Consider the following 6358-nt stretch of genomic DNA (forward strand, 5'->3'; position numbering starts at 1 on the left):
GATCTGGCTCCGCCCCCAGACCCCCGCTGATCGGCCTGAACGGCCTCGTCCTCAAACGCCGGACGGGCTGAGTGGGCCGGGACCAGGCAGGGTGGGCGGGGGTCGGGCTGAGTGGACCTGGCCGGACTGAAAAGCAGGGCGCAGCCCGCTTTTCAGGGGCGCGGGGCTGTGACATCTGCGGCTCCGCCGCGGGGCGCGACCAGCCCCCACCCACCCGCACCCGACAACGCAACCCCGCCTCAGGACCAGCGCCCCGTCCGGCCCAGCAGCAGCGCCCCGGCCGCAGTCCCGGCCGTAGACGTCCGCAGGACACTGCGCCCCAGCCGATACGCCTTCGCCCCCACCTCCGCGAAAGCCTTCAACTCCTCGGGAGACACGCCTCCTTCAGGCCCCACGACCAGCACGATCTCCCCGGCGGCGGGGAGTTCGGCGGTAGCCAGCGGCAGGCTCGCGTACGCGCGGTCCTCATGCAGCACCCCCGCCAGATCCGCCGTGGCGAGAAGCGCGGCAACCTGCTTGGTCGTCATCGCGTCCGCGACCCGCGGAAAACGCACCCGGCGCGACTGCTTGCCCGCCTCGCGCGCGGTCGCCCGCCACTTGCCGAGCGCCTTGAGCCCCCGGTCGCCCTTCCACTGCGTGATGCACCGGGACGCGGCCCACGGAACGATCTCGTCGACGCCGGTCTCGGTCATGGTCTCGACGGCGAGTTCACCGCGGTCACCCTTGGGGAGGGCCTGGACGACGGTGATACGGGGCGTCGGCTCCGGCTCCTCCCGGACGCCGCCGAGGACCGTGACGACCAGCCGGTCCTTGCCCTCGGCCGCCTTCACGACGCCCTCCGTCCAGTGCCCGCGCCCGTCGGTGAGGACCACGTCCTCACCGGCCCGCAGCCGCTTCACGGACACGGCGTGCCGCCCTTCGGGGCCGTCGAGCACGAACTGGGGCCCGCCCGGCACCGCGTCCACCACGAACACCGGCGCGGTCATCGGGCCGTACCCCAGCCGAGCTGACCCGACAACGCTGTCCTGGCCGCGGCGAGTTCGGCCGCCAGCACCTCGACCAGCTGCCCGGCGGGCAGCTCGCGCGCGAGCCGGTGCCCCTGCCCGGCCCACAGCGCCATGCCCTGCGCGTCGCCCGCCTTGGCCGCCGCCTTGCGCAGCGGCGAGGTGAGGTGGTGGATCTCGGGGTACGCGGCGGGCGCGTACGGCCCGTGCTCGCGCATGAAGCGGTTCATCAGGCCCCGCGCCTGGCGGCCGGAGAACGCCCGCGTCAACTCCGTACGTACGAAGAGGGGGTTGGTCAGCGCCTGCTTGTGCACGGCGTGGGCGCCGGACTCGGGCGTGGCGAGGAAGGCCGTACCGAGCTGGGCGGCGCTCGCGCCGGCGGCCAGGGCGGCGGCGATCTGGCTGCCGCGCATGATGCCGCCGGCCGCGACGACCGGGATCTGCACGGTCTCGCGGACCTGCGCGATCAGCGAGAGCAGTCCGATGCCGGAACGGTCGGCCTCCGGATTGTCCCGGTGGGTGCCCTGGTGGCCGCCGGCCTCGACGCCCTGCACGATCACCGCGTCGGCGCCCGCCCACTGCACGGCCTGCGCCTCCTCGGCGGTGGTCGCCGTGACCAGCGTGAGCGTGCCGGCCCGGCTCAGGGAGTCCAGGACCTCGCGCGTGGGACAGCCGAAGTGGAAAGAGACCACCGGCACCGGGTTGTCGAGGAGGACCGCCAGCTTGGCGTCGTATCCGTCGTCGCGTCCGCTGTCGCGGTCACCGAGCTCGGTCTCGTACCAGGCGGCCTCGCCGGCCAGCTGGTTGGCATAGACCTCGACGGCCGCGGGGTCGGCGTACTCGGGCTGCGGCATGAAGAGATTCACACCGAACGGACGGCTCGTGGCCCCGCGCAACTGCTTGATCTCCTGGTACATGCCGTCGGCCGTTTTGTAGCCGGCGGCGAGGAAACCGAGCCCCCCTGCCTCGGACACGGCCGCGGCGAGCTGCGGCACGGAGACGCCGCCCGCCATGGGGGCCTGCACGATCGGGAGAGGGAAAAGACCGGTCAGCGCGGAGGACATGACGGCATGTTGTCACGTCCCTTGAGCAAGTCCGAATCCGGCTTGATTCCTGACTCGGCCCAGGCCCACCCAGCCCGTCCGGCGCTTGAGGACGAGGCCGTCCAGGCCGAAAAGCGGGGGTCTGGGGGCGGCAGCCCCCAGAAGCCCGAGCCCCCGAGCCCCACCGAAGTCAAGGCAGCGGGGTGCGGTCAGCGCCCGTTGAACGCGTCCTTCAGCCGGGAGAAGAGTCCCTGTTGCCCCGGTTGAAACTGACCCGTGGGCCGCTCTTCACCCCGCAGCACGGCGAGTTCGCGCAGCAACCTCTCCTGCTCAGCGTCCAGCTTGCCCGGAGTCATGACCTCGACGTGCACGATGAGGTCGCCGCGTCCGCCGCCCCGCAGGTGCGTGACGCCTCGGCCGTGCTTGGGGATCGACTGCCCGGACTGGGTGCCCGGGCGGATGTCGACCTCTTCGAGCCCGTCGAGCGTCTCCAGCGGAACCTTCGTACCGAGCGCCGCCGCGGTCATCGGAATCGTGACCGTGACGTGCAGGTCGTCGCCGCGCCGCTGGAAGACGGTGTGCGGAAGTTCGTGGATCTCGACGTAGAGGTCACCGGCGGGACCGCCACCGGGCCCGACCTCGCCCTCACCGGCGAGCTGGATCCGGGTGCCGTTGTCGACACCGGCCGGGATCTTCACGGTCAGGGTCCGCCGCGACCGTACGCGGCCGTCGCCGGCGCACTCCGGACACGGCGTCGGGACGACGGTCCCGAAGCCCTGGCACTGCGGGCACGGCCTGGACGTCATGACCTGGCCCAGGAAGGACCGCGTCACCTGGGACACCTCGCCGCGACCGCGGCACATGTCACAGGTCTGCGCGGACGTGCCCGGCGCGGCGCCCTCGCCGCTGCAGGTGGTGCAGACGACGGCCGTGTCGACCTGGATGTCCTTCGTCGTGCCGAAGGCGGCCTCGTCGAGCTCGATCTCCAGCCGGATCATCGCGTCCTGGCCGCGCCGCGTACGCGACCGCGGGCCCCGCTGCGACGCCGTACCGAAGAACGCGTCCATGATGTCCGAGAAGTTCCCGAACCCGCCGGCGCCGAATCCTCCCGCGCCACCGCCGCCCGCCTGGGACAGCGGGTCGCCGCCGAGGTCGTAGACCTGCTTCTTCTGCGGGTCCGACAACACCTCGTAGGCGGCGTTGATCTCCTTGAAGCGCTCCTGCGTCTTCGGATCGGGATTGACGTCCGGATGCAGCTCGCGAGCGAGCCTCCGGAACGCCTTCTTGATCTCGTCCTGGGACGCATCGCGGCGCACGCCGAGTACGGCGTAATAGTCCGTGGCCACTTACGACTCCGCCAGGATCTGTCCGACGTACCGTGCCACCGCTCGTACCGCTCCCATCGTTCCCGGGTAATCCATGCGGGTCGGTCCGACCACGCCCAGTTTGGCTACTGCCTCGCCGCCCGAACCGTAGCCGACCGAGACCACCGACGTGGAGTTGAGTCCCTCATGGGCGTTCTCGTGACCGATCCGTACAGCCATGCCCGAATCGTTGACCTCACCTAGGAGTTTGAGGAGCACGACCTGCTCCTCAAGGGCCTCCAGCACCGGACGGATGGTGAGGGGAAAGTCATGTCCGAAGCGGGTGAGATTGGCGGTACCGCCGATCATCAGCCGCTCCTCGGTCTCCTCGACGAGTGTCTCCAGCAGAGTGGAGAGCACCGTCGCGACCGTACCCCTGTCCTCCGCCTCGAAGGCGTCGGTCAGGTCCTGCACCAGCTGCGGGACGTCCGCGAACCGGCGGCCCGCCACCCGGCTGTTGAGCCGCGCGCGCAGATCCGCCAGCGAAGCCTCCCCGAACGGGGCCGGGCAGTCCACCATGCGCTGCTCGACCCGGCCGGTGTCCGTGATCAGTACGAGCATGACGCGGGCCGGAGCCAGCGACAGCAACTCCACGTGACGCACGGTCGAGCGCGTCAGCGACGGGTACTGCACGACGGCGACCTGCCTGGTCAGCTGCGCGAGCAGCCGGACGGTCCGCCCCACCACGTCGTCGAGGTCGACGGCGCCGTCCAGGAAGTTCTGGATCGCCCGCCGCTCCGGCGCGGTCATCGGCTTGACGCCCGCGAGTTTGTCGACGAAGAGGCGGTAGCCCTTGTCCGTGGGGATGCGGCCGGCGCTGGTGTGCGGCTGGGCGATGTAGCCCTCGTCCTCCAGCACGGCCATGTCGTTGCGGACGGTCGCCGGGGAGACGCCGAGCCGGTGCCGCTCCGTGAGCGCCTTGGAGCCGACCGGCTCCTCCGTGCCCACGTAGTCCTGGACGATGGCGCGCAGCACTTCGAGCCTGCGTTCACTGAGCATCGCGCACACCTCCAGCTCGTCTTTCCCGTGGTCCCCGTGGTTTCCGCCTGGCACTCAGCGCGTGCGAGTGCCAACACCCCCGCAGCAAGTGTACGGCCGGTGGGTACGGCCCCGGCAAGGGCGGGCCCGCTCTGTCCGGTACCTGGGGATAGCGTCGTTCTATGAAGGTGACCGTGACGGTGACTTGGAAAGAGCCGTGCTGAGCCCCGACTGGGCCGAGGCGGGGTGGGAGGAGCTGGCTCCGCGCGTGGGGCGGTGCCGGCTTCCGGTGTGGGACTGCACGGCCGGGCTGGTGGTGGGCGAGGGCGCGGCGCTCGCGATCGACACGGGGTCGAGTGTGCGGGAGGGCGCGCTGCTGCGTACGCGGGCCCGGCAACTGCTCGGCGGCACCGGCCGGGTCACCCACCTGGCGCTGACACACCCGCACTTCGACCACGTTTTCGGCGCGGCCGCGTTCGCGGGGGTCGAGGTCTTCGGCGCGGTGGGCCTCGAACGGGTCCTCGCCGACCAACGGGACGAACTGCGCGCGGACGCCGTACGCAACGGCGCCGACCCGCGCGAGGCCGACGAGGCGGCGGACCTCCTCGTCCGGCCGCGGCACCTGGTGTCCGGCGAGTGGACGCTCGACCTGGGCGGCGGCCTGCAGGTCCTGCTGGCGAACGTCGGCCCCGGCCACACGTCCCACGACCTGGTGGTCCTCGTCCCCGGAGCCCCCAGAACCCCTGAAGCCCCTGGAGTTCCCGGCGTCCCCGGAATCCCCGGAGTTCCCGGCGTCCCCGGAACGCACTTCCCGGAGATCGTCTTCTGCGGTGACCTCGTGGAGGAGTCCGGCGAGCCCCAGGCGGGGCCCGACGCCGTGCCGTCGCACTGGCCGGCCGCGCTGGACCGGCTACTCGACCTGGGCGGCGAGGACGCGGTGTACGTGCCCGGGCACGGGGCGGCGGTGGACGCGGCGTTCGTACGGGCCCAACGTGACGCGCTGGCACGGCGTTTCGGCGTGTCGCGGGGACCCTCGTAGTACCTGACCGCGCCCTTCTCCTATCGTCATCCGAATGCGCCAGTACTCAGCGGACCTGACCCCTCCGTGGAAGAAGCCCAAACCCGTGCCCGAGGTCGCGGCCGAGCCGGGCCTGGTCGTCGAGGAGCCCGGCACCGGCTTCTGCGGCGCGGTGATCCGCTGCGAGGCGGGCACGGTCACGCTGGAGGACCGCTTCGGCAAGCACCGGGTGTTCCCGCTGGAACCCCGCGGGTTCCTCCTGGAGGGGCGCGTGGTGACGCTGGTGCGCCCGTCGGCCGCGCCGGTCCGCCCGACGCGTACGGCGTCGGGGTCGGTCGCCGTGCCCGGAGCCCGCGCCCGGGTCGCCCGGGCCGGCCGGATCTACGTCGAAGGCAGGCACGACGCCGAGCTGGTGGAGCGGGTCTGGGGTGACGACCTGCGCATCGAGGGTGTCGTCGTCGAGTACCTGGAGGGCATCGACGACCTGCCGGCCATCGTCGCCGACTTCGGCCCCGGCGCCGACGCGCGGCTCGGCGTCCTCGTCGACCACCTCGTCCCCGGCACGAAGGAGTCCCGTATCGCTGCCGCGGTCACCAGCGAATACGCGCTCGTCGTGGGCCATCCGTACATCGACGTCTGGGAGGCCGTGAAGCCTGCCTCCGTCGGCATCCGGTCCTGGCCCCGCGTCCCCCGCGGCCAGGACTGGAAGACGGGCGTCTGCCGGGCCCTGGGCTGGCCCGAGAACACGGGCGCGGCCTGGGAGCGGATCCTCGGCTCGATCCACTCGTACCGGGACCTGGAGCCGGAACTCCTGGGCCGAGTGGAGGAACTGATCGACTTCGTCACAGCCCCGGAGTGAGGAACAGGCGGTTCTCGCCCCCGCCGCCCCTACCCGTACCCGTCCCCTGGGGGCTGCGCCCCCAGACCCCCCTTTCGGCCTGAACGGCCTCG

6 protein-coding genes are annotated in these 6358 nt (G+C 71.9%); 2 read left to right on the plus strand and 4 right to left on the minus strand.

What is annotated here, in order from left to right; all coding sequences use genetic code 11:
• Positions 1-239: 239 nt before the first annotated feature.
• The 4 genes from AB0I18_RS51260 to hrcA form a co-directional block, all read right to left on the minus strand.
• Positions 240-986 carry a 16S rRNA (uracil(1498)-N(3))-methyltransferase gene (locus tag AB0I18_RS51260; protein ID WP_363112761.1) on the minus strand — a complete coding sequence of 249 codons (747 nt, stop codon included), beginning with the start codon at positions 984-986 and terminating at the stop codon, positions 240-242.
• Positions 983-2068, minus strand: coding sequence for a nitronate monooxygenase (locus AB0I18_RS51265; RefSeq protein ID WP_363112762.1), 1086 nt, complete (start codon positions 2066-2068; stop codon positions 983-985). Before AB0I18_RS51265 ends, AB0I18_RS51260 begins: the two co-directional genes overlap by 4 nt.
• 188 nt (positions 2069-2256) lie before the next feature.
• A complete protein-coding gene (gene dnaJ, locus AB0I18_RS51270) occupies positions 2257-3393 on the minus strand; it encodes a molecular chaperone DnaJ (protein WP_363112763.1) in 1137 nt (378 codons plus the stop codon).
• Complete coding sequence (gene hrcA, locus AB0I18_RS51275; RefSeq protein ID WP_363112764.1) at positions 3394-4410, minus strand: heat-inducible transcriptional repressor HrcA; 1017 nt, start codon at positions 4408-4410, stop codon at positions 3394-3396. It abuts the gene before it with no gap.
• 199 nt (positions 4411-4609) lie between these two features.
• Between hrcA and AB0I18_RS51280 the strand changes: the two genes are divergently transcribed.
• On the plus strand, positions 4610-5428 hold the full coding sequence (locus AB0I18_RS51280; protein WP_363112766.1) for an MBL fold metallo-hydrolase: 819 nt from the start codon (positions 4610-4612) through the stop codon (positions 5426-5428).
• A gap of 34 nt (positions 5429-5462) precedes the next feature.
• A complete protein-coding gene (locus AB0I18_RS51285) occupies positions 5463-6266 on the plus strand; it encodes a DUF3097 domain-containing protein (RefSeq protein ID WP_363112765.1) in 804 nt (267 codons plus the stop codon).
• Positions 6267-6358 lie beyond the last annotated feature (92 nt).

It is taken from the genome of Streptomyces sp. NPDC050704 (genome assembly GCF_040654355.1).
Lineage (GTDB): Bacteria > Actinomycetota > Actinomycetes > Streptomycetales > Streptomycetaceae > Streptomyces.

Bases quoted from the DNA above. Each gene is read 5' to 3' on its own strand.
- AB0I18_RS51265 (WP_363112762.1), bottom strand. From the start codon at position 2,068: ATGTCCTCCGCGCTGACCGGTCTTTTCCCTCTCCCGATCGTGCAGGCC.
- AB0I18_RS51260 (WP_363112761.1), bottom strand. From the start codon at position 986: ATGACCGCGCCGGTGTTCGTGGTGGACGCGGTGCCGGGCGGGCCCCAG.
- hrcA (WP_363112764.1), bottom strand. From the start codon at position 4,410: ATGCTCAGTGAACGCAGGCTCGAAGTGCTGCGCGCCATCGTCCAGGAC.
- AB0I18_RS51285 (WP_363112765.1), top strand. From the start codon at position 5,463: ATGCGCCAGTACTCAGCGGACCTGACCCCTCCGTGGAAGAAGCCCAAA.